Origin of the sequence: Cellvibrio sp. QJXJ, from assembly GCF_024452345.1 — a bacterium.
Lineage (GTDB): Bacteria > Pseudomonadota > Gammaproteobacteria > Pseudomonadales > Cellvibrionaceae > Cellvibrio.
The window spans coordinates 1,100,628-1,120,141 of record NZ_CP101662.1 but is presented as its reverse complement, the minus strand read 5'-3'; the positions used below and the strand labels follow the sequence as shown (position 1 = coordinate 1,120,141).

Below are 19,514 nucleotides of genomic sequence, written 5' to 3'. Positions count from 1 at the left end.
CTATGGTTTGAAATATCTTTTCATAGGTTTTTGTGACTCTCATGACCAAGAAACGTCCTATTTATATTCCTTTTGCTGGCCCGGCTTTATTGGAAGCACCTTTGCTCAATAAAGGTAGTGCATTTACAGAACGTGAGCGTCAGCAATTCAATCTTGAAGGCTTGTTGCCTTATAACATCGAGACAATTGAGGAGCAGGAGGCGCGTGTTTATCAGCAGCTCTGCTCATTTGAGTCGCCTATCGATAAGCATATTTATTTGCGCAATATTCAGGACACCAATGAAACGGCTTATTTCCGTTTGGTGACCGATCATCTGACCGAAATAATGCCACTTATTTATACCCCGACGGTAGGCTTGGCCTGCCAGCAGTTTTCAAAAATTTATCGCCGAAAACGCGGATTGTTTATTTCGTACCCTGATCGCGCCCGTATTGATGACATGTTGCAAAACGCTACTAAGCAGAATGTAAAAGTGATCGTAGTGACTGATGGTGAGCGTATCTTGGGGCTAGGTGATCAGGGCATAGGTGGGATGGGTATTCCTATTGGTAAACTCGCCCTTTATACCGCCTGTGGCGGCATTAGTCCTGCTTATACATTACCTGTTACTTTGGATATTGGTACTAATAATGAAGCCTTGTTGAGCGACCCCATGTACATGGGGTGGCGCCATAAGCGCATCACGGGTGATGAGTATTACGAATTTGTTGATGAGTTTATTCAGGCCGTCAAAGTACGTTGGCCAAATGTGCTACTGCAATTTGAGGATTTCGCGCAAGACCACGCCACGCCCTTACTTAACCGTTATCGCGATCAACTCTGCTGCTTCAATGATGATATCCAAGGTACGGCTGCAGTTGCAGTTGGTACCTTGATGGCAGCTTGTCTGGCGAAAGGTGAACAGTTAAAAGATCAGCGAATTGTATTTGCGGGTGCTGGCTCCGCAGGTTGTGGTATCGCCGATCAAATAGTGAAACAAATGATGGCGGAAGGGGCAACTCATGCAGAAGCCCGGAGTCGCATCTTCTTAATGAGTCGTGATGGGCTGTTGCAAACGAATTCACCGGATTTGTTTGAATTCCAGCGCCCGTTCTGTACTCCTGACGAGGTAGTTGCTTCATGGCGTTCTGTGTCGTTAGGAGCAGATGGGCGCTTAAGTTTGCTGGATGTTGTTACTAATGCGCGCCCGACAGTACTGATTGGTGTCTCAGGGCAGGCCGGTTTATTCACTAAAGCTATTGTGGAAGCAATGCAGGCTCACTGCGAGTATCCACTGATTTTGCCATTGTCTAATCCTACCTCCCAGGCGGAGGCACAACCGGTAGATTTACTGCGTTGGAGTGCGGGCAAGGCAATGGTTGCTACCGGTAGTCCTTTTGCTCCAGTTGACATGGGCGATAGGGTGATAGATATAGCCCAATGTAATAACAGCTATATATTCCCGGGTGTTGGTCTTGGAGTGATTGTCGCCAAAGCCACGCGAGTGACCGATAACATGATGATGGCGGCGAGTAGGGCGCTAGCCAGCGCATCACCACTGGCGAGCACTGGCACAGGTGCGCTACTACCTCTGCTGGATGATATTCGTGCCGTAAGTAAGTTAATTGCAAAGGCTGTGATTGTTCAGGCAATTGCTGATGGTGTAGCACTACCTATCCCGAGCGATTTAATTGATGAAAAAATCAATAAAAATTTCTGGGAGCCTGAGTATCGAGAGTATCGACGCACTTCATTCTAATGCGGCATTATGGTGCATTAGAGTTTTTTTCGAAGATCTGTTTCAACCGCTTTTCGTATGAATAGCCTGATTTATTACATCTAATGGCAGAAGGACGCTAAAAAATGTTGAATTATGCGCCATATCGACTATCGTTTATTGAGCGCCTGATGCAAAATAGCCACAGGTGAAGGAGCGAGCCCTGATTTGGAGTGGTAATTGAAGTGTGATGTGCTTCACTTGTCTATAATCAACCTTAGTTGGGTGTGCGGATTTCTATGAAACCGCGCTTTGAATGTAACCGATGTAGGCGCAGGGCAGTATATATGAGCAGTCGCAAATGGCCGTGAGGCATCGAGTGCTCCTTAACCCAATTTATAGCTTTTAAATCGACCTGAGTTGTTCGATAAAGGACTAAAACATGGATTTTCTTTCTGCACAGAAGTATCTTTTAAACAAACACCAAGCCAAGGAAATGTTTCCCTCTGGCCCGGATATGGCCGTATATAAAGTCTGCCATAAAATGTTTGCGACCCTGACTGCTGAAGGTGGTGTACCACGTGTTAGTTTGAAGTGTGATCCCGATCTCGCCTTGCAACTGCGTGAGCAGTACCCTGCGGTTCGGCCCGGCTTCCAAATGAACAAAAAACATTGGAATACGGTGATTCTTGATGGCTCAGTACCGTCGGATCAAATCCAACGCATGATTGACCACTCTTATCAGTTAATTGTTGATAACCTACCTACACTTGAAAGAGAGCAACTGCTTGCTTCTAAAAAGTAGGTATCTAACGTGCGCCGGTTACTGACCGGTGCGCTAACTTGAGTTGCTTGACCTCTTTTTGCCTCTGCATCCCCCTATTAGGACGAGTAGCCTGCTGTGAGCACTGATAGAAGTATTCCATCAGACGATTTTCAGGCATCACCCGATACGGGAGTGCGACTTAAATTATTGCGCGAGTTGGCTGGTATTTCGCAGCGCGAACTTGCCAAACGTGCGGGTATGACTAATAGCAGCATATCCACTATTGAGCAGGGACAGGTTAGCCCCAGTGTGCAGTCATTGGCTCGTATTCTGTCTGCTATCCCCATTACCCTTTCCGACTTTTTTTCCTTTTCGCACGAAAGTATCGCCTCTGGAACCTCCGGTACACAGATGCCTCGTGTTAAGCAACAAACCCTGGTATTACCCGCTCAGTCCAGTAGCGCCTTTTTGGTAGCTCCTGCAGAACTCTCCGGCGTTGTATTGAATGGTTCTCTCATGCTTATCTTGCCCCAAGGTAAACAAACCTTAATGCAGGGGCAGTCATTCTGTATTCCCGCCGGGCAACTCTTTCGTTTCAGCAATTTAACCCCAGAGGAACTGCGGTTCTATATCTGTTCGTTTTTTGAACTGTCAATTTAAAAAGATCTTCTTTTGTGCGTTTGTTGTCAGCCTTTTGCGCTGCTCTAGGGCAAGTCCCGTTCATGCTGCTACACTCAAACTCAGATTTTCCCTCCCTAGATAAAAGAGAGATTCATTATGTTTCAAGGAAAAGCCCTCAAGGTTTCCCTTTTGCCCGATGGCATTGCGGAATTGACCTTTGATCTGCAAGGCGAGTCAGTCAATAAATTTAATTTGCTCGCCGTTGCTGAACTTCAACAAGTGCTAGATCTGCTGGAAAAGGCCGTTGATGTTAAAGGCCTGCTGGTAACCAGTGCCAAAGATGTCTTTATTGTTGGTGCGGATATCACCGAATTTGGCTCCGTGTTTGCGTCGGGGCCTGATCAGGTTATCGGTCATCTTGCAGCAAATAATCGCAATTTTTGCCGTTTGGAGGATTTACCCTTCCCAAGTGTTGTCGCAATCAATGGTTTTGCATTGGGGGGCGGGTTGGAGTTTTGTTTATCCTGTGATTACCGCATTTCCAATACCGCTGCCAAAGTAGGCTTGCCGGAAACCAAGCTGGGCATTATCCCTGGTTGGGGCGGCACGGTGCGTTTGCCACGTGTTGCAGGGTTGGATACCGCGGTTGAGTGGATCGCCGCGGGTAAAGAAAATGATGCGGCAACGGCCTTAACAGCAAGGGTGATTGATGCTGTGGTCGAGCCAGAAAAGTTGCGCGATGCGGCGCTCAATTGTCTGCAGCAATGCATGGCCGGTGTATTTGATTACAAAGCTCGCCGTACCCAGAAAAAGTCACCGCTGCAATTGAATTTTATTGAATCAATGATGGCTTTCGAGACCTCAAAAGCATTTGTTGGCGCACAAGCCGGGCGCAACTATCCTGCGCCGGTCACCGCGATTAAATGTATGCAAAAAGCTGCGGATAAAGGCCGCGATGAGGCATTGCAAATCGAGGCAGAAGGGTTTGCCAAAATGGCTTTAACCCCCGTAGCGCAATCCTTGGTGGGTATTTTTATCAATGAGCAGTTGCTCAGCAAGAAGGCCAAAAGCTGGGAGAAAAAAGCTGATAAAAAAATCGGCCGTGCAGCGGTTTTGGGGGCGGGGATTATGGGCGGTGGTATTGCCTACCAATCAGCGCTGAAAGGCGTGCCTATTAAAATGAAAGACATCGCCCAAAAGGGTATTGATCTTGGTTTGTCGGAGGCGAATAAATTACTGAGCAAGCGTGTGGAACGTAAAAAGCTTACTGCTGCTGAAATGGGCGATGTGTTAAACCGCATTGAACCTGCATTGACCTATGACGGGTTTGATCAAATTGATATTGTGGTTGAGGCCGTTGTAGAAAACCCGAAAGTGAAAAAAGCAGTGTTAGCCGAAGCGGAAAGTAAAGTGGGGGTCGACACTGTTATTGCTTCTAATACCTCCACCATTTCCATTACCTACCTTGCTGAAAGTTTGGCGCGGCCTGAAAATTTCTGCGGTATGCATTTTTTCAACCCTGTGCACATGATGCCGCTGGTTGAAGTTATTCGCGGCGCGAAAACCTCCGACAACGCTATCGCGCGTACGGTTGCCTATGCCAATGCCATGGGTAAAAAGCCTATTGTGGTTAAAGATTGCCCCGGTTTTTTAGTTAATCGCGTGTTGTTCCCTTATCTGGCCGGTTTTGCCATGTTGGTGCGGGATGGTGTGGATTTTCAGCGCATCGACAAATTAATGGAAACCTGGGGCTGGCCGATGGGCCCTGCGTATTTGCTCGACGTTGTTGGAATAGATACTGCTGTTCACGCCGAAAAGGTAATGGCTAATGGTTTTCCTGACCGTATGCAGCGCGATTTTACCTCTTGCACTGATGCACTATTTGCGGTTGGTCGCCTCGGTCAAAAATCAGAAAAGGGTTTTTATAACTACGCGCTCGACAAAAAAGGTAAGCCGGCGAAAGTAGCTGCACCTGAAGTGTCGGATATTCTGAAGTTAGGTATTCAAAGTTCTATGGAGATTAGTGACGAAGATATTATCGCGCGCATGATGATTCCGATGGCAACTGAGCTTACCCGCTGCTTGGATGAAGGCATTGTGGAAACGGCGGCTGAGGCCGATATGGCGTTGGTTTATGGCACAGGTTTCCCGCCTTTCCGTGGTGGCGTATTCCGTTGGATCGATTCCATTGGCGCCCAGACATTCTGTGATATGGCGGCAAAATTCAGTGTGCTCGGTGCGCTTTATCAAGCACCGGATAGCCTTAAAGCCAAAGCGGCCAACAACCAAAAATTTTACGGCTAAGGAGTCAGAATAATGAGCTTACAACCACGCGATGCCGTTATCGTCGATTACGCACGTAGCGCTATGGGGCGCTCCAAAAATGGCTGCTTCCGCAATGTGCGCGCTGACGATATTTCCGCGGCAATCATTAAAGGGTTGCTTGCGCGCAACTTACAGCTGGACCCCAATACTATTGATGATTTGCTTTGGGGTTGTGTTATGCAGCGCGAAGAGCAAGCATTTAACGTAGCCCGCAATATTTTGTTATTGGCCGGATTGCCGCACACAATTCCAGCACAAACTATCAATCGCTTGTGCGGTTCTTCTATGTCAGCGTTGCACACCGCCACAGTCAATATCCGTGCTGGCCAAGGTGATGTGTATTTGATCGGTGGTGTTGAACACATGGGGCATTTGCCCATGTATGAATCGGTCAGTATTAACCCCTTATTGGGTTTGTCGGTTGCGAAAGCGGCGGGCAATATGGGGATGACAGCGGAATACCTAGCGTTGTTGCACGGCATCAACCGTCAGCAAATGGACGAATTTGGTGTACGTTCCCATCTGTTGGCTGCTAAGGCCCGAGACCAAGGCAAATTTGATCGCGAGATTATTGCGGTTAACGGTCACAATGCCGATGGTTTTTTGATGGCGGTGAATCAGGATGAAACCATTCGCCCTGACACTACTTATGAAGCGCTAGCCAAATTACCGCCGGTTTTTGACCCTAAAAATGGTCAGGTCACAGCAGGTACATCTTCACAAATGAGTGATGGTGCATCAGTCATGCTGGTCATGTCTGCCGAGCGCGCCAAATCGCTTGGGCTCAAGCCTATCGCTAAAGTTGTCTCTATGGGGCTTGCCGGGGTTGATCCGTCAATTATGGGTTACGGCCCTGTACCATCCACCGAGAAGGCATTGAAAGCGGTCAATCTGACCATCGATGATATTGATGCCGTAGAGTTGAACGAGGCTTTTGCTGCCCAGGCATTACCGGTGTTGAAGGATCTCAAGTTGCTCGACGCTATGAACGACAAGGTAAATTTACACGGTGGCGCGATTGCTTTGGGGCACCCCTTTGGTTGCTCAGGTACTCGTATCACCGGGTCATTGCTGACGGTAATGCAAGATCGCGACTTAACCATGGGTGTTTCAACCATGTGTATTGGTTTGGGGCAGGGCATTACTACCGTGTTGGAGCGACTCAACTAATCACAGAGTCTGTATTCAGGTTGCTTTGGTGCCAAGGCAATCTTGATATCCAAAGGTCGGCTTAATGCCGGCCTTTTTTATATGTACACAAATGTAATCCCTATTGTTTTGCCAGCAAGAAATTACATCGCTCTGATAAACTAGATTCTATTTTTCGGTTAACCCATCAAAGAGACAGGTTTGATTCTTCTTACTCTGGATAAAAATACAACACCGGACAGGTGTTTGGCCCAGCGCATAAAGTTGTGGCAGGGCTCTGCAGATAAAACCAGCGTTGATATATTTGCTGTGCGTTTTGTCCATGATGCAAATTACCTTGCCGGGCAACCGCAACAGGATTTGCTCGCGTTGATTTCGATCTCGTTGTCAAATCACCAGTCGGTTATTCCCGACGTCAGTATCAGTATCTTTCCTTGCTCCAGTGATCGTCTTCATGAAGTGGAATTGGTGCCTGCCAATGTTGAGTCAATGGTTCGTTATTGTCGCGAGCAGGGTTTCCCGCTAGTTCGGATCTCGTCCCCCCTATTATTGGAGCCGGTTTATATCCCCAAGCCTTGGGGGCAAGAAATTTGGTATACCGGTATTGAAACGCGCGGGCAGGCCCGAGTGATAGGGGATGGGGGGAGCTTACCTTTACCCTGGGTGATGGAGTTCTTGCGCGATCAACTGGCAATGACCGTTGCCGAGCAACTGATTCTTCTCAAAGTCCTCGATCCACTTGCGGATGAACGCTATGGCGATCTGTATTTTGAGTTGCACGAGCAGAAGCAGGAAGTTTACGTCGTTACTCATGTTGATAAGTGTGCATGGCCAGATGGGCGTGGTTCCATTCAGCTTGGCTTTGATCCCGCCATGCGAGCGCAGTATCTGACATGGAATGCATTTAAAGACGCATATCGTAAAGCGGTGAAGGACTACGAAAAAACACGGCGAGCAATTGATGCGGTACTCGATCAAAAAAAGCAGGAGCTGGGTATCGCATTGGATCAACCAGTTGCTGTAGATCAATTAAAGTTATGGGTTAAGCAGCTCTCGCAAGATATTGAATATAAAGATTTAGTTGTTCGTGAGCAGGATTTGAAAGATGCGATGGATCGTTTTATTGCACATCTACCGCTCTCGATTGGCGATGTGGTGGCGGTACCAAGATTGGTACCGCATGCACTTCAGCACGGTGTGCGGGTCGTAGAATTCCAGACGCCGGTTTATGAGCGAAAGATTCTTAGTTTCGGCCAGAAGGTTCTTACTCAGCAGCATTGGGACACGGATGAGGCCTTGAGCCTGGTCGATATTAATGCTGAGTATTTGCTTCCGCCGGTCATAGTTTATGAGAGCGACGATATTCAGATTCAGCGCATCGTTAACTTCGATGAATTTGAAGTACGCCGGATTGCCTTGAATGGTATTCATCACTTTGATGTTGAGCGCTATTGCTTGTTAATGGTGTTGGAAGGAGAGGTAATTATTGGTGATGATGCCGCTGCTGCCACATTGGCTAGCGGTGATGTGGCACTAATTCCTGCTAATACCCATGCTGGCCACAGGCTTAAAAGTTCTGCTGGTTGCTTGTTATTGCAGGCAATCCCTCGCGTGGGTTGATATTTTTCAAGTGCAACGATTGATAAGTGGCTGGTAAATAGGCTTCCATAACATTGGGTGTTAGAATGCGCGCCCTTTTCTTGCGTCAATAACGGGAACCCTATGTCTTCCTTTTATGAAATTGTTGAGCTGACGAATGGCGATGTTGCCTTGCAACGCGCAGATAGCGAGACTAATGAGCCCTTGGTAACAATTCGTTTTTCGCAGGAATCTCTGGCATTTCTGGGAGAGGAAAAGTTCATGGTCGCCAAAGCGATGATTGAAGCGGGAATGGATGTAGCAGGGGAAATTGCAGATCAGCAGGCAGAAGCCCAATTGGATGATAATTTTAGTGAATTATCCGAGCTGGAAAAAATGATGCTGCATTGATTAAGCGAGGTTGTTATCGTCCTTGATCTCCATTATTCAACTTGAATTTATCTAACACGTAGCAGCAGCCCCTGACATTGACCTTTTGCTGCTGCCGTCTCCAGCTGCGACAGCTCCTTATCACTTAATTTCCCAGGACTGGATATAACCGTGTGGCTGTTGCCAGCAGACAGTGCCTCCCAAGTTATCCATAACAGAGCTTGTGGATCTTGCGCATGAATAACGCGGATAAAGCGAGTATTTACGCCGTAGGATTCAAGCAAATCCCTACTGATATTGTGCGGTGCGATCCAGGTAATCCAGCGGTCACTGGCGCTATTGCTTAAAAATGCAATCATGGGCAATAGCAGGGCGAGCTGTTCTGGCGAGTCGCTGGTTAATACCAGCTCGGTGACACCGCTGGCAGTTTTCTGGTTGGGGGTATGTTGGGGTATAACACGAGCGATATTAGTCACGACGAATTACTCCTACGCTTAAACCTTCAATACTGAATTCCTGGTCGCGGGTATCAACCAGAATGACATCGAAATCGGGGTTCTCTGGCCATAACTCAACTTGTGCGCGGTTACCTGCACGCTTGAATCGTTTTACTGTGACTTCTTCGCCAATACGGGCGACAACGATTTGGCCATTGCGTGCCTGATCAGTTTTATGTACTGCGAGTAAATCACCATCAAGAATGCCGGCATCTTTCATGCTCATGCCATGCACTCGCAGAAAGAAGTCAGCGCTGGGCGAAAAGAAGCTGGTGGGAATGTTGCAGTAATCTTCAATATGTTCTTGTGCAAGGATCGGGTTGCCTGCAGCAACTCGTCCGATAATAGGAATGCCCGCTTGCAATTCAGGTAATTTAATACCGCGCGATGCGCCGGGGATAATTTCGATTGCCCCTTTGCGAGCAAGCGCTTTGATATGTTCTTCGGCAGCATTTGCTGACTTAAAACCTAAGATACGTGCGATTTCGGCGCGGGTAGGTGGATAACCGGTTTCATCCGCATAACTGCGGATCAATTGCAGTACCTGTTTCTGTCGGGGCGTTAAGTCAAACATAGTGCACTCCTGGGTCTGTTTATCTGTACAGTGTCTGTGATTATATACAGTAAATCAGCTTGTGCAATAGTTTTTCAAACTGCTGTTATTTCACCCTGTTGCCATAGCGAATGTTGCGCAATTCGCCCTGAGTAAAATAAAGATGGGTCATAAATTTGCCTTTGCCTGGGTTGTAGGTCCAGATGTCGACTTCCGTGCAGGTTTGAATGGCGACATTGTTTTGAATGTTGTTGTTGCCGTTTTGAACACCTTGTGGAGTGGTGATTGCGGCGGAGGGCTCGCAGTAGCTATCGGTCATCAGTGGCTCACCACACAGTTCGATAATATCCGCTTTTGTATCGCCCGCACTGGCGAGTTGACCATTGCAGCGAAGGGAATCGGCATTCGCGGTGGTTGTTAGTAAAGCGGTGCATAAAATGAATGGAGCGGTATATTTGGTCATCGTTTTTCCCCCGTTATAGATATTGTTAATTTAATTCTCATGACTGAATCGAAAATGAATTAACTGCCTATTTTGAGCAGAAGTTTATCGAGCAAACGATTGGGCAGAATTCGCTTCATTACACCAACGAGGTAAGTGGGGAAGGTGACGTAATAACGTGCTTGTGGACGAGGCGACTCGAGGGCATGTTTAAGCCGTTTAATAACAGCCGCTGGTTCCAGGGTGAAGGGGGTGTTGGTTTCTGCTTTGCCTAGGCGATTGATTGCCTTTGCGTAAATATCCCGGTGGCGGCTTTGTTCGGTGTCGATGTTTTCCAGTAGTGCAGTGAGGGCATTTTTACGAAATTCGCTGCGTATCGGTCCCGGTTCAATCAGTGAAACAAATACACCGGTGCCGACTAATTCAAGGCGCAATGTATCGCTAATACCTTCAATTGCATATTTGCTCGCGTTATATGCCCCGCGTAACGGCATGGCGGAAATGCCCAGAATCGATGAGTTCTGAATGATTCGTCCATAACCCTGCTTGATCATGACCGGCAGTATTAAACGCGTTAACTCACACCAACCAAAAAAGTTGGTATCAAATTGTTTGCGTAATGCATCAATAGGTAAGTCCTCTATCGCTCCCGGCTGCCCATAGGCGCCGTTGTTAAAGAGTGCATAAATTTCTCCGCCGGTAAGTGCCATTAATTCTTTAAAGGCTATTTGGATTGAACCTGAATCGCTCAAGTCCAACTGCAGGCATTCAAAGCCTTCAGCGGTGAGCCGTGCTACATCGGTAATCTTGCGGCAGCTGGCGATAACCCGGTAATCCGCAATTCGTAGCGCCTGGGCGGCTTCATAACCTATACCCGTTGAGGCACCGGTGATCAGAATAGTTTTTTGCATGAGCGTCACTTTTTGTTAAAGGTTTTTGCGATATAGCCGCTAGCTTATAAGACCAGCGAATGTTCTGGTCGCGACTGTTCAGGCGCTGTTTAGGGCCGCAGCATTCCGCTCCTTGTTGAGCCGCAACAATCAATGGTGATGTATGAATTCCTATTCTGCCGTAAATAGCTATGCCAGCGTTAAAGTTCATTCCGGTGTTGAATCTGCTTCTCCCCATCGTCTCATCCAGATGTTATTTGAAGGTGCTCTGGAGCGTATTGCGCAAGCAAAAGGTGCTATTGCGCAAAAACAATTTGCGCGCAAAGGTGAGTTAATCAGCAAAGCGGCGGCAATAGTAGGGGGCTTGCAGGGCAGTTTGAATGACAATGAAGGCGGCGCGTTAGCGGCAAATTTAGATAGTCTTTACGATTACATTATCCGTCGGTTAACCCAGGCAAATTACGAAAACAGCATTGATCAACTGGATGAATGTGCGCGCTTGCTTGGGGAGATTAAATCTGCCTGGGATGCAATTGGCAAAGACGTTTAAGGAGTCTGCGATGACGCTACGATTAGTACCTGAGCCAGATTACACCGGTGAGGCCGGGATAATGGCCATGCGCTCACTGCAGCAGGCGTTAACTGTCGCCTTGCAGCAAGAAGATTGGGAGCGCATTCGTCATTTGGATCGTGTTTGCGTTGTATTAATAGACAGGGTGATTGCCGCTAATCGTAATGACAAATCAACATTGATTCGCGCCCTGAGTGAATTGAAAGGTGTTTATGCCGGTTTGATCGCTCAATGCCAGCAGGAAGTAACCTTGCTGCATGCGACTTAATCGCAAAGTCACGCAAACATTGCCCCATATGGCCACAAGTTCGCCGGAAATTAACACCGCAACCTGCTTTTTATGCGCAATACTCGCCAAAATCAGCCGACCCTGCTAGCCTAGGTTAATCCTATGGCTATCAGGTATATGCTGTGTCTAATTACAATCCGCAAGAAGCACTCAAACAATATCAGAAGCTCGGTATTGAGTCCGAAGTCAGTCATGCATCGCCCCATCGTTTAATTCAACTGTTATTTGAAGGCGCGTTAGGGCGTTTGGCGGCAGCGCAAGGTGCGATGGAGCGGGGCGATATTGCCGTTAAAGGTGAAATGCTTGGTAAAGCGATTGGCATTGTCGGCGGTTTGCGTAGCTCGTTAGATATGGAAGCCGGCGAAATATCCGAGCGTCTGGATCAGCTTTATGAATACATTAATCTTCGCCTGTTGGAAGCCTCTGCACAAAACGATATAGATAAAGTAGTTGAAGTCATTCAGCTGCTTAAAACAGTCAAGTCCGGTTGGGATGAAATTGGCCCGCAAGCCGCCAAGGCTCCCTGATCATTCCGATTGTTACAGTAAAAATTAAACCCGCACCTGACAAAAATAATAGTGACTTTTTCATTCTGATTTTTGTCAGGCATTTTTTTGGCGAATAAATATTCAAATTGTTGTCTTTCTGATAAAGCGCCAATAAAAATTCGTCATTAATTTGACTAACCTCACAGTCTCTACTAATACTTACTCCCATAAATCTTCTCGCCGTGTGTAGTTGTCAGCTAATTGGCAGCCATAAGTCATTGGCATGAAATGAAAAAGGTCTTGGGGTATGTGGCGCAACAACAAAGTTTTGGTTATTGACGATAATCCGTCACGTCGACACGATCTAAATGTGTTATTGGAATTTCTCAGTGAGCCTGCATTGGTCAGTGCCAGCGATAATTGGTTATCGGCGGTGGCTGATCAGAATCATGGCGAAGATTATGTCGCCGTTTTTATTGGTGATTATCGCGCCAGCAAACAAAATCTTACCCAACTGCTCAAAGATGTGCGCAACTGGAATGATGAATTAGCAATTGTGCTGGTGGGTGATGAAAATCAAAACGCTGATGCCAGTTTGGAAGATGCACTGCGTTTTATGGTGATTGCCAATCTCTCGGTTCCTCCTACCTACAGCAAGCTGGTTGATACCTTGCACCGCGCACAGTTGTATTGCGAAGCTCAATCCAGTTCCAAACGCCAACCGCAACGTCGCCCTGTACATTTATTCCGCAGTTTGGTGGGAACCAGTCGCGAAATTCAAAATGTGCGCGAAATGATGGCGCAAGTTGCTGATAAAGATGTGTCGGTATTGATTACCGGTGAATCGGGTACCGGCAAAGAAGTGGTTGCCCGCAATTTGCATTACAACTCTCCCCGTCGTGATAAACCTTTTGTACCGGTTAACTGCGGTGCCATTCCTGCAGAGCTGTTGGAAAGTGAATTGTTTGGCCATGAAAAAGGTGCATTTACCGGTGCAATCAATTCTCGCGCCGGGCGTTTTGAAATGGCCGAAGGTGGCACCTTATTTTTAGATGAAATTGGCGATATGCCACTTAACATGCAGGTAAAAATTCTGCGGGTATTGCAAGAGCGTTGTTTTGAGCGTGTAGGCAGCAATAAAACACAGCCGGTTGATGTTCGCATTATTGCGGCGACCCATCGCAACCTTGAACAAATGATTACCGACAATACTTTTCGCGAAGATTTGTTTTATCGCCTGAATGTTTTCCCTATTGAACTACCTTCACTAAAAGAGCGGGCAGAAGATATCCCTCTGCTGATTAATGAGTTGGTGTCGCGTATGGAAAGTGAACAGCGCGGTTCAATTCGTTTTAATTCCGCCGCGATTATGTCGCTCTGCCAACATGAGTGGAGCGGTAATGTGCGCGAACTGGCGAATTTGGTTGAACGCATGGCGATCACTCACCCTTTTGGTGTTATTGGTGTACAGGATTTGCCTGCAAAATACCGCCATATTGATGTGGTTGAAGAAGATTTTGTGCAATCCTCCCAGCGTGTGGTTGGTGAAAACTCAGCGGGTGCCGGTTATGTGAGCATGAACGATACACCGCTGTTACCGGAGCAGGGAATTGATTTGCGTGAGTACATAACCAATCTGGAAATGAGTTTGATTCAACAAGCGCTTAACGACTGCGGTGGTGTTGTTGCGCGCGCCGCCGATAAATTATGTGTGCGCCGTACGACACTGGTTGAAAAAATGCGCAAATACGATATGCAGCGCTAGTAAATTTAATTCTTTCAAAGGCGGCGCAAGCCGCTTTTTTTATGCATCAAATTTGTGGCTATTGGCCCTTATTAATTTAATAAGCAAACGAATAAGTGGAGGGAGCTTAAATATGGCAAGTACTTGGGTGGTGTGTATTGATGGTACCTGGAATAGCCCCGGTCAAACTGATACAGATCCTGTCGATCATCAAGAATCTGTTACTAAAACCAATGTGCAAATTTCATGGGAGGTGCTCACCCAGTGCGACTTAAATAGTGCCAGCCCTTATGGTGCTATTGAGCCACTGGCCGGGCAGGCCGGAGCAGCGCTTTATTTAAATGGAGTAGGCAGTAGCGGCAGTGAAAAATGGCGCAATTTTGAAGGCTCCACCGGCACCGGCACTTCCGAGCGCATTATTGATGCGTACCAATTTTTAGCGCAACGCTGGCAGCCGGGCGATGCAATTTTTGGTTTCGGTTTTAGCCGGGGTGCCTTTGCGGTGCGCAGTTTGATGGGGTTTATTCATTGCGTTGGTTTGCCTGAACATAGGCGCATTTTAGGCTCCACTGAATTGCTGTCGCTCTACGAGAGCTATCGAAAAAATAAAGTTCCCGCAAATGCCCCAGGCATGCAGCCAGCGGCCATCCATTTTCTTGGCGTGTGGGACACGGTGGGGGCGTTGGCATTTGGCGATGGTTTTAACGATTACCATCAATTGAGCCCTGGAAATATTCAAATCTGTTGTCAGGCGCTGGCGCTCGATGAGCAACGCAAACAATTTTTGCCGGAATATTTTAGGGCGAGCAATGCCACCCAGCAGATTAATCAAGTCTGGTTTGCTGGTGTGCACTCGAATATTGGTGGTGGTTATGTCGATACAAATTTATCGGATATCACTTTATGTTGGTTGCTTAATAGCGCCAAGCAAGCGGGGCTGAAGCTGGATGTGAGCCAATTGCCTGGTTTTTATGCGCAGAGCCCTGAGGGGGAAATTCGCCAGAGTTATCAGGAGTTTTGGAACACAATGCCGGATATAGGTAAGTGGGTAGAAAAATTTGGTTGGTTAAAAGTAGCACGCACTATTGAACCGGACCAAAAAATTCACTGCAGTGTTATTCAGGCCATGCAACAGGGTTATAAACCTGCAGCAAAAACAGCAGAGGGGATTACGTTTAGTAGCCTTGAGTTGGAGCCTTGGGGTATTTAACGGTGTGTGAACCACAAAAAAGCCCCGCATTCTATAAGCAATACGGGGCTTTTTTTGGCATGCTTTTAGTCTGCAAATTTATCGCACAGACAAACTAAACATTTATTTGTGTAAACATCAATTCGCTGCTTGTGGGCGACGTGCACGCTGTGCAGGTTTTCCAGCGCTGTTGCCACTGCGATTTCCCGCGTGTTGCTGGCCTTGCGGTTTACGCTGCGCGCCATCTTTTGGCTGGGATTTACCATTACCATTTTTCGGTTTTTGGCCCAGTGCCGGTTTTTTCGCCGCTGAGCGGCCATTGCCATTACCTGCGCCAATGGTCATACGGCGACCCAGTACAATCGGTTCGGCTTTGGCGTTCGGGTCTGGTTCAAAACCGCTGATAATTTCTTTATCAATGTTGCGTTTGATCAGCTTTTCAATATCGCGCAAGAATTTATCTTCATCGATACAGACCAGTGACACCGCAATACCTTCTGCATCGGCGCGACCAGTACGACCAATACGGTGTACGTAATCTTCCGGTACGTTCGGCAATTCAAAATTCACTACGTGCGGCAGTTGGTCGATATCAATACCGCGCGCGGCGATATCGGTGGCAACCAGTGCGCGAATCGCACCGCGTTTAAAATCTTCCAGTGCTTTGGTGCGTGCGCCTTGGCTTTTGTTGCCATGAATCGCTGCCGCACTAATACCGTCGTCTTGCAATTGTTCGGTCAATTTATTCGCGCCGTGTTTGGTGCGGGTAAAAATCAACACTTGTTGCCACTCACCTTTGTTAATCAGGTGTGACAGCAATTCACGTTTGCGATTGCGATCAACGGGGTAAACAACTTGCGTTACCCGCTCAGAGGCGGTGTTGCGGCGCGCGACTTCAATCAGCGTGGGCTGATTCAATAGTTTGTCGGCCAGCGCTTTGATTTCATCGGAAAAAGTTGCCGAGAACAGTAGGTTCTGGCGCTGTTTTGGCAGCAATGCCAATACTTTTTTGATGTCGTGAATAAAGCCCATATCGAGCATACGGTCGGCTTCGTCCAGCACCAAAACTTCAACCTGGCGCAGGCTGACAGCATTTTGGTTGACTAAATCCAGCAAGCGGCCGGGAGTGGCAACCAGAATATCTACGCCACCGCGCAGTTTCATCATCTGCGGGTTAATGCTCACGCCACCAAACACTACGGTAGAGCGCAATGGCAGATATTTACCGTAATCGCGCACGCTTTCAAACACTTGCGCAGCGAGTTCGCGCGTAGGAGTCAAAATTAATGCACGTACCGGGCGACGGCCAGCGGCTTGGTCTACCGGAACCTGACTCAGTTTTTCCAGCAACGGCAGGGTAAAGCCAGCGGTTTTACCGGTACCGGTTTGCGCGCCAGCGAGGATATCGCCACCTTTTAATACGGCGGGAATTGCTTGCAATTGAATAGGAGTAGGAGTGCTGTAGCCCTGATCGGCAATAGCACGCAGAATATCGGCCCGCAGACCGAGAGTATCAAACGACATAAAGTTTTCCTGTTGCTCGGCCTCCCGCGTGGCGGGCAAGGTCTGGCGAGCTGAGATGTGGCAAACACATAAGGGTGTTTGGCAACAGAGGAGGGTGACACTGACCTTAAGGGTGCCGGCGCGCATGGTACGCAGTTGATGAATAATATGCCAGATACTTTTACGCTGGCCGATGAGCGGTTGTTTTTTGGGCGATTGGATGTTTGTGTGTTTTCAGTAATTGATGGGGATCATCATTGCTACATATCACACAACCGCTGCCCCGCCATGGGCACAAAGGTTTGCGGCGATTTGCTGGCGATAAATTTGAAGGGAACGGCGGTCATTTTCAGGCCGGTATTGCGGTGGATTACAAAATGCAGGTGCGGGCCGCTGGAGTAGCCGGAGCTGCCCGAGCGGGCGAGGGTGGTGCCTGCGGTGACTTTGTCGCCCACCCTAACGACTGCAGTGCCGAGTAGTATGTGGCCGTAAAGGGCGAAAGTGCCGTCTTGGTGGAGGATGCGCACGTAGTTGGCTTTATCCAGAAAAAACTTATCCACGCCGCCCATGTGGTAATCGTCTTTTACGGCGATGACGACGCCATCCCTCGCCGCTTTAATGGCGGTACCCACCGGGAGGGCGATGTCCACTGCATAGCGACTGCTGTCGCCATGGTGGGAGAATTTGCCGTTGAATGCCTGGGTAATGCGATGACAGCCCAGCGCATCGGCGGGTAGCTGATATTCCTGCGGGCCAGGCGTAAGTTTGGGGTCACCGAGCTGCCATTTATAGGTGAAGGGTTCGATGGTACCTGCCGCGCTGAGCAGCGTTTTTTTACTCAATGCAGGAATTATTTTGGATTGGCGCTGCTTGGCTTGCGGGGAGCGCAGTTCTACCTGAATGGGGGCGTGAAAAGGATTTTGCACCACTAAGTAATTTTTGCGTTTAGCCTCGTTTTTATCCACATAAAACACCGGTTCAACTTTTTGTTTTTCCGCGCTTTTCAGGGTAAGTGTTTCGGTGGTCGGTTCCTTGGGCTTTTTATCGGTGAAGCGCCATTTGCCGTTAGCATCCTGGTATTTGTAAATCTCGGCGGCGTGCAAGGGCATTACCGCAAGTAATAAAGCCAGTGTGAAGGTCTGCTGTAATTGGCGGCGCATAATAATCCCTGAGTCCTATTCGTATCCAATTTGATGGGGTAGCCGATTTGATGTGGCGTCAAACTGTCGCAATTTATACGCTAATCCGCGTGAATTTTATATCGTCGGTTGTATTGATTTGCATCACCTTCATTGCGATAGGTGATGTTCCGGGCGAGCCAATAGTTTGACTTGATCTAGTAGCTGATACTCGTAACTCATTGATAATAATAGCTAAATAATGTTGGCATCGCGCTTGCAAATACCCTGGTATAGCAGCTTCACCGGCGCCTAATCCGTTAACTTATTGACGGTTTTCAGCAGGCGGTGAAGTGAAATTGGCGATCAGGGGTTTTTATGACACAAGCGCTTTTGAATACCGTGGATAAAGCAGGGTTAACCCTGGTGCCCTCGGGTGATGTGGCCAAGGTTCCTGCGGGTGCATTGCTTGCCAAGCCACGTATTAACGAAAAAGTGCTCACGGAAAAGCGTCAGGGTTCAAAAACGGCGTTTACCTCCCTCGATCAACTCTCCGATCAATTAGCCGACTCCTACTATCTGCTGGAAAACCGCGTTGCTGAATTAAATGAAGAGCTAAGCAGCCTTAGCGATCGCCGGTTACAGGAATTAGCGGAAAAAGAAAAACTCGCTAATCGTTTAGAAAGCTTGCTCAATTTTTTACCCGGTGGAGTAGTGGTACTGGATTCCTCTGGTCGTGTGTCCGAATGTAATCCGGCAGCGTTGGATTTATTGGGTGAGCCTCTGCAAGGCGAACTATGGCGCGATGTGATTAAACGCAGTTTTGCACCGCGTCAGGACGATGGTCACGAAGTCTCCTTGCACGATGGCCGTCGCATTAGCATTCAAACCCGCAATTTGGGTGAAGACGGGCAAATTATTTTGCTCACCGATCAAACCGAAACCCGCCGTTTGCAAAGTGAATTAAGTCGCCATGAGCGATTGTCGGCACTGGGCAAAATGATGGGTGCCCTGGCACATCAAATTCGTACGCCGCTGTCCTCCGCCATGTTGTATGCCGGTCATTTATGCAATGGCAAATTGGATGACGAACGTCGCCAACAATTCTCCGAAAAAATTCTGGGGCGTTTAAATAATATCGAACGTCAAATTCAAGACATGCTGTTTTACGTGAAAGGCGAGTTGCCGTTGAACGATGTGATCAGTGTGGCGCAGTTACAAACAGAATTGGCAGAGGCGATGGAAGTACCGCTCATGACCAGTGAATCTACCTGCGATTGGGTGATTAATTGCCGTGAAGAATATATTCAATGTAACCGCGATGCCTTGGTGGGCGCGGTATTGAATCTGGTCAACAACGCTATTCAAGCCGTGGAGCGCAAAGCGCATTTGCGCATTGAATTTAATAGTTATCCCAAAGCACTGAATACCGCAGTGCAACACAATTCTGCGTTAGATCAGGAAACGCCGCGCTTATGGATTCGGGTGTGCGATAAAGGCCCGGGCATGGCGCCCGAGTTGCTTAATTCTGTTGGCGATTTATTTGTAACTACCAAAGCCCAGGGCACGGGTTTGGGCTTGAGTGTTGTGCAGGCTGTTGCACGCGCGCATCACGGAAAATTTTTATTGCAATCGACGGTTGGTAAAGGCACTTGCGCAAGCTTGTTAATTCCTTTTGCAACCTTTCAAACCCAGGGGAACTAA

Annotated in this window: 19 protein-coding genes; 13 read left to right on the top strand and 6 right to left on the bottom strand. The window is 47.9% G+C overall.

Annotated elements, in window-relative coordinates; all coding sequences use genetic code 11:
• The first annotated feature begins 41 nt into the window (after positions 1 to 41).
• The 7 genes from NNX04_RS04820 (at position 42) to NNX04_RS04790 (ending at position 8,547) form a co-directional block, all read left to right on the top strand.
• Entirely contained in the window at positions 42 to 1,739 is a 1,698-nt protein-coding gene (locus NNX04_RS04820; RefSeq protein ID WP_007640831.1) for an NAD-dependent malic enzyme, read from the top strand.
• Between the two features lie 400 nt (positions 1,740 to 2,139).
• Complete coding sequence (locus NNX04_RS04815; RefSeq protein WP_007640832.1) at positions 2,140 to 2,502, top strand: MmcQ/YjbR family DNA-binding protein; 363 nt, start codon at positions 2,140 to 2,142, stop codon at positions 2,500 to 2,502.
• A 96-nt stretch (positions 2,503 to 2,598) separates the two neighbouring features.
• On the top strand, positions 2,599 to 3,123 hold the full coding sequence (locus NNX04_RS22875; protein WP_007640833.1) for a helix-turn-helix domain-containing protein: 525 nt from the start codon (positions 2,599 to 2,601) through the stop codon (positions 3,121 to 3,123).
• A 114-nt stretch (positions 3,124 to 3,237) separates the two neighbouring features.
• Positions 3,238 to 5,388 (top strand): fatty acid oxidation complex subunit alpha FadB, encoded by a 2,151-nt coding sequence (gene fadB, locus NNX04_RS04805; RefSeq protein WP_261948392.1) that lies wholly within the window; start codon positions 3,238 to 3,240, stop codon positions 5,386 to 5,388.
• 12 nt (positions 5,389 to 5,400) lie between these two features.
• Entirely contained in the window at positions 5,401 to 6,579 is a 1,179-nt protein-coding gene (gene fadA, locus NNX04_RS04800) for an acetyl-CoA C-acyltransferase FadA (protein WP_261947679.1), read from the top strand.
• 180 nt (positions 6,580 to 6,759) lie between these two features.
• A complete protein-coding gene (locus NNX04_RS04795; protein ID WP_261947678.1) occupies positions 6,760 to 8,178 on the top strand; it encodes a hypothetical protein in 1,419 nt (472 codons plus the stop codon).
• Positions 8,179 to 8,280: 102 nt separating this feature from the next.
• Complete coding sequence (locus NNX04_RS04790) at positions 8,281 to 8,547, top strand: hypothetical protein (RefSeq protein WP_007640837.1); 267 nt, start codon at positions 8,281 to 8,283, stop codon at positions 8,545 to 8,547.
• Positions 8,548 to 8,594: 47 nt separating this feature from the next.
• Here the strand turns inward: NNX04_RS04790 and NNX04_RS04785 are convergent, their stop codons facing one another.
• The 4 genes from NNX04_RS04785 to NNX04_RS04770 form a co-directional block, all read right to left on the bottom strand.
• Positions 8,595 to 9,002, bottom strand: coding sequence for a cell division inhibitor SulA (locus NNX04_RS04785; protein ID WP_007640838.1), 408 nt, complete (start codon positions 9,000 to 9,002; stop codon positions 8,595 to 8,597).
• A complete protein-coding gene (lexA, locus tag NNX04_RS04780; RefSeq protein ID WP_261947677.1) occupies positions 8,995 to 9,597 on the bottom strand; it encodes a transcriptional repressor LexA in 603 nt (200 codons plus the stop codon). The genes NNX04_RS04785 and lexA overlap by 8 nt, the downstream gene beginning before the upstream one ends.
• Before the next feature lie 85 nt (positions 9,598 to 9,682).
• Positions 9,683 to 10,039 carry a DUF2845 domain-containing protein gene (locus tag NNX04_RS04775; RefSeq protein WP_261947676.1) on the bottom strand — a complete coding sequence of 119 codons (357 nt, stop codon included), beginning with the start codon at positions 10,037 to 10,039 and terminating at the stop codon, positions 9,683 to 9,685.
• A 59-nt stretch (positions 10,040 to 10,098) separates the two neighbouring features.
• Positions 10,099 to 10,929, bottom strand: a complete 831-nt coding sequence (locus NNX04_RS04770) for an SDR family NAD(P)-dependent oxidoreductase (protein ID WP_261947675.1) — start codon at positions 10,927 to 10,929, stop codon at positions 10,099 to 10,101.
• 142 nt (positions 10,930 to 11,071) lie between these two features.
• Here NNX04_RS04770 and fliS (NNX04_RS04765) point away from each other — a divergent pair, with 142 nt between their 5' ends.
• From fliS (NNX04_RS04765) to NNX04_RS04745, 5 genes are all read left to right on the top strand, one after another.
• On the top strand, positions 11,072 to 11,458 hold the full coding sequence (gene fliS / locus NNX04_RS04765) for a flagellar export chaperone FliS (RefSeq protein WP_040391661.1): 387 nt from the start codon (positions 11,072 to 11,074) through the stop codon (positions 11,456 to 11,458).
• 10 nt (positions 11,459 to 11,468) lie between these two features.
• Positions 11,469 to 11,747 carry a hypothetical protein gene (locus NNX04_RS04760; protein WP_225318353.1) on the top strand — a complete coding sequence of 93 codons (279 nt, stop codon included), beginning with the start codon at positions 11,469 to 11,471 and terminating at the stop codon, positions 11,745 to 11,747.
• A 143-nt stretch (positions 11,748 to 11,890) separates the two neighbouring features.
• Positions 11,891 to 12,295 carry a flagellar export chaperone FliS gene (gene fliS / locus NNX04_RS04755; protein ID WP_151057514.1) on the top strand — a complete coding sequence of 135 codons (405 nt, stop codon included), beginning with the start codon at positions 11,891 to 11,893 and terminating at the stop codon, positions 12,293 to 12,295.
• A 268-nt stretch (positions 12,296 to 12,563) separates the two neighbouring features.
• A complete protein-coding gene (locus NNX04_RS04750) occupies positions 12,564 to 14,021 on the top strand; it encodes a sigma-54-dependent transcriptional regulator (RefSeq protein ID WP_151057516.1) in 1,458 nt (485 codons plus the stop codon).
• A 112-nt stretch (positions 14,022 to 14,133) separates the two neighbouring features.
• Positions 14,134 to 15,210, top strand: a complete 1,077-nt coding sequence (locus NNX04_RS04745; protein WP_261947674.1) for a phospholipase effector Tle1 domain-containing protein — start codon at positions 14,134 to 14,136, stop codon at positions 15,208 to 15,210.
• A 117-nt stretch (positions 15,211 to 15,327) separates the two neighbouring features.
• Here the strand turns inward: NNX04_RS04745 and rhlE are convergent, their stop codons facing one another.
• Both rhlE and NNX04_RS04735 read right to left on the bottom strand, forming a co-directional pair.
• Positions 15,328 to 16,713: an ATP-dependent RNA helicase RhlE gene (gene rhlE, locus NNX04_RS04740; protein WP_261947673.1), complete on the bottom strand. Its 1,386-nt coding sequence runs from the start codon at positions 16,711 to 16,713 to the stop codon at positions 15,328 to 15,330.
• 239 nt (positions 16,714 to 16,952) lie between these two features.
• Positions 16,953 to 17,852 carry a peptidoglycan DD-metalloendopeptidase family protein gene (locus NNX04_RS04735; protein ID WP_261947672.1) on the bottom strand — a complete coding sequence of 300 codons (900 nt, stop codon included), beginning with the start codon at positions 17,850 to 17,852 and terminating at the stop codon, positions 16,953 to 16,955.
• Between the two features lie 336 nt (positions 17,853 to 18,188).
• On the opposite strand from NNX04_RS04735, the gene NNX04_RS04730 reads away from it, so the two are divergent.
• The gene (locus NNX04_RS04730) at positions 18,189 to 19,514 is read left to right on the top strand and encodes a sensor histidine kinase (protein WP_261947671.1); all 1,326 of its coding nucleotides are present in this window, start codon (positions 18,189 to 18,191) and stop codon (positions 19,512 to 19,514) included.

Bases quoted from the DNA above. Each gene is read 5' to 3' on its own strand.
- NNX04_RS04820 (WP_007640831.1), top strand. From the start codon at position 42: ATGACCAAGAAACGTCCTATTTATATTCCTTTTGCTGGCCCGGCTTTA.
- NNX04_RS04815 (WP_007640832.1), top strand. From the start codon at position 2,140: ATGGATTTTCTTTCTGCACAGAAGTATCTTTTAAACAAACACCAAGCC.
- fadA (WP_261947679.1), top strand. From the start codon at position 5,401: ATGAGCTTACAACCACGCGATGCCGTTATCGTCGATTACGCACGTAGC.
- NNX04_RS04790 (WP_007640837.1), top strand. From the start codon at position 8,281: ATGTCTTCCTTTTATGAAATTGTTGAGCTGACGAATGGCGATGTTGCC.
- lexA (WP_261947677.1), bottom strand. From the start codon at position 9,597: ATGTTTGACTTAACGCCCCGACAGAAACAGGTACTGCAATTGATCCGC.
- NNX04_RS04775 (WP_261947676.1), bottom strand. From the start codon at position 10,039: ATGACCAAATATACCGCTCCATTCATTTTATGCACCGCTTTACTAACA.
- NNX04_RS04770 (WP_261947675.1), bottom strand. From the start codon at position 10,929: ATGCAAAAAACTATTCTGATCACCGGTGCCTCAACGGGTATAGGTTAT.
- fliS (WP_040391661.1), top strand. From the start codon at position 11,072: ATGAATTCCTATTCTGCCGTAAATAGCTATGCCAGCGTTAAAGTTCAT.
- NNX04_RS04760 (WP_225318353.1), top strand. From the start codon at position 11,469: ATGACGCTACGATTAGTACCTGAGCCAGATTACACCGGTGAGGCCGGG.
- NNX04_RS04750 (WP_151057516.1), top strand. From the start codon at position 12,564: ATGTGGCGCAACAACAAAGTTTTGGTTATTGACGATAATCCGTCACGT.
- NNX04_RS04745 (WP_261947674.1), top strand. From the start codon at position 14,134: ATGGCAAGTACTTGGGTGGTGTGTATTGATGGTACCTGGAATAGCCCC.
- rhlE (WP_261947673.1), bottom strand. From the start codon at position 16,713: ATGTCGTTTGATACTCTCGGTCTGCGGGCCGATATTCTGCGTGCTATT.
- NNX04_RS04735 (WP_261947672.1), bottom strand. From the start codon at position 17,852: ATGCGCCGCCAATTACAGCAGACCTTCACACTGGCTTTATTACTTGCG.
- NNX04_RS04730 (WP_261947671.1), top strand. From the start codon at position 18,189: ATGACACAAGCGCTTTTGAATACCGTGGATAAAGCAGGGTTAACCCTG.